General features: G+C 37.1%; 3 protein-coding genes and 1 pseudogene. 2 read left to right on the top strand and 2 right to left on the bottom strand.

Annotated features, from left to right (window positions below; genetic code table 11):
- Positions 1-323: pseudogene (locus tag WBM70_RS03320) on the top strand (4-(cytidine 5'-diphospho)-2-C-methyl-D-erythritol kinase); the annotation flags it as partial.
- Between the two features lie 168 nt (positions 324-491).
- On the opposite strand, the gene WBM70_RS03315 reads toward WBM70_RS03320, so the two are convergent.
- Positions 492-791: a HigA family addiction module antitoxin gene (locus WBM70_RS03315; protein ID WP_424557087.1), complete on the bottom strand. Its 300-nt coding sequence runs from the start codon at positions 789-791 to the stop codon at positions 492-494.
- 8 nt (positions 792-799) lie between these two features.
- Positions 800-1,081: a type II toxin-antitoxin system RelE/ParE family toxin gene (locus WBM70_RS03310; RefSeq protein ID WP_424557086.1), complete on the bottom strand. Its 282-nt coding sequence runs from the start codon at positions 1,079-1,081 to the stop codon at positions 800-802.
- Between the two features lie 299 nt (positions 1,082-1,380).
- On the opposite strand from WBM70_RS03310, the gene WBM70_RS03305 reads away from it, so the two are divergent.
- The coding region (locus tag WBM70_RS03305; RefSeq protein ID WP_424557085.1) for a nucleotide sugar dehydrogenase at positions 1,381-2,040 on the top strand (660 nt) is incomplete at its 3' end.

The following is a 2,040-nucleotide window of genomic DNA, read 5'->3' as shown; positions in this document are numbered from 1 at the left end:
CCATAAGCTTTGTACCTTACGAATGTGAAACCTTTACCATTGAAGGGTGTGATGACATCCCTTTAGAATCAAATACCATCTACAAAGCCTACAAAGCACTTCTTGACCATACCCATGACTCAGACATTTCAGACTTCTTTTTCGAACATAAAGTAGTAGTAACCAAGGGTATCCCCTCACAGGCAGATCTAGCAAGTGCTTCTTCTAATGCCGCAGCCTTTATACTTTTAGTTAAAGAAGTATGTAATCTCATACTAAGCAGTGATGAACTAGTGAAGATAGGGAGTACTGTAGGTGATGATGTACCTTTTTTTATCAAATAAAACTGTTGCATTAAGATTATTTAGAGATTGACTAATGCAGTATGTCGACTTGCACCTCCGGTGGATTACTAGCTATATTGCTTGGTTCTGGTGTACAGGGTAAAGATGTACGGAAGTTGGCTAAAGAGATCATCTCACTGTTAGATTGATGATTCGACAGTGAAGTCTCTATGCAACCTCAAATTTTTCAATTTCTTTAAGAGTCTCTTTCTTCTTGATACTTACTTTGTATAGATCAAATTGATTTTGAATATTTAGCCATAGTTGTGGGGTTGTACCAAAATACTTAGCTAATTTGAGTGCCATTTCTGTCGTTATACCTCGTTTTTCATTAACAAGCTCATTTATAGCTCGAAATGAAGTATGTAGGGACTTTGCTAACTGGCTTTGTGTGATACCAAGTGGTTTTAAGAACTCTTCTCGAAGAATTTCACCGGCATGTGTTGGTTGTCTCTGTAATGTTGCCATAATGTCTCCTAATGGTAATCTACTATTTCTACGTCGTATGCATTTCCATTTTCAAATAGAAAAACAATACGGTATTGTTTGTTGATGCGAATAGAATATTTACCCTGCAAACTGCCTTTGAGTTGTTCAAGCATATTTCCCGGAGGGACACGTAAGTCTTCCAGAACAAGTGCTGCATGAAGGTAGTCGAGTTTTCTAAGTGCTACCTTTTGTATGGTAGAAGGTACTTTTTTACTTTTACCTGTTTCATAAAATCTCTCTGTATCTCTATCTGCAAATTGTTTAGTCATAGCACAGTATAACATATAGTGTTATAGTTGTCAACATGATACTACTTATAGATTTATCCATTTCATAATAGTAACTAGACATGATGATATAGAACATCTTTTCAAACTATGATAGCAAATCTAACCTATCCAATAAATCACAATTGATTAAATTATTATTGGTCTAAATAACAAAGATGTCACATTTTATATGACATCTTTTTAGTATAATTCTATCAAGATTAGGAAATTTGGCCTGACAGGACTATTACTTAATGAAGGTAAGATATAATATTTCAATTTACCAATAGGATCATTTTGTGGCACATAAGATAGCAGTGATAGGACTGGGTTACGTTGGATTGCCTTTGGCACACGCTTTTTCAGAAAAGTATGAAGTAGTGGGTTTTGACATCGCTCAGTGGCGTATTGATGAACTTAACGCTGGCTTAGACCGTACACTTGAACTCAGTGATGCACAGGTCAAAGAAGCATTGGCTCAGGGTATGTCATTTTCTACGAATCTTGATGATATTGCTTCGTGTAATGTCTATATCGTGACAGTACCGACACCAATAGACAGTTCAAACCGTCCTGACCTCACACCACTCATCAAATCTTCTGAATCTGTAGGTAAAGTCCTTAAAAAAGATGACATCGTCATCTATGAGTCTACAGTCTACCCTGGTGTGACAGAAGAGGTCTGCGTACCTGTACTTGAAGAGATGAGCGGATTGAAGTTCAATGAAGACTTCTATGCAGGGTATTCTCCAGAACGTATCAACCCCGGAGATAAAGAACATACAGTCACGAAGATATTAAAAGTAACTGCAGGGTCTACACCTGAAATTGCCACTATCGTAGATGACCTCTATAAAAGCATCATTACTGCAGGCACACACCTGGCGTCTTCTATCAAAGTAGCAGAAGCTTCAAAAGTGATTGAAAATACCCAAAGAGATGTCAATATCGCTCTTATC

Origin of the sequence: Sulfurovum sp. (genome assembly GCF_049668085.1) — a bacterium.
In the GTDB taxonomy this organism is placed as follows: domain Bacteria; phylum Campylobacterota; class Campylobacteria; order Campylobacterales; family Sulfurovaceae; genus Sulfurovum.
The sequence above is the reverse complement of the archived record's forward strand: the minus strand, read 5'-3'. Positions and strand labels throughout refer to the sequence as shown.

What these genes read in the sequence shown, in the direction of transcription:
- WBM70_RS03315 (WP_424557087.1), bottom strand. Translation starts at nt 791, where the DNA reads ATGGCAACATTACAGAGACAACCAACACATGCCGGTGAAATTCTTCGA.
- WBM70_RS03310 (WP_424557086.1), bottom strand. Translation starts at nt 1,081, where the DNA reads ATGACTAAACAATTTGCAGATAGAGATACAGAGAGATTTTATGAAACA.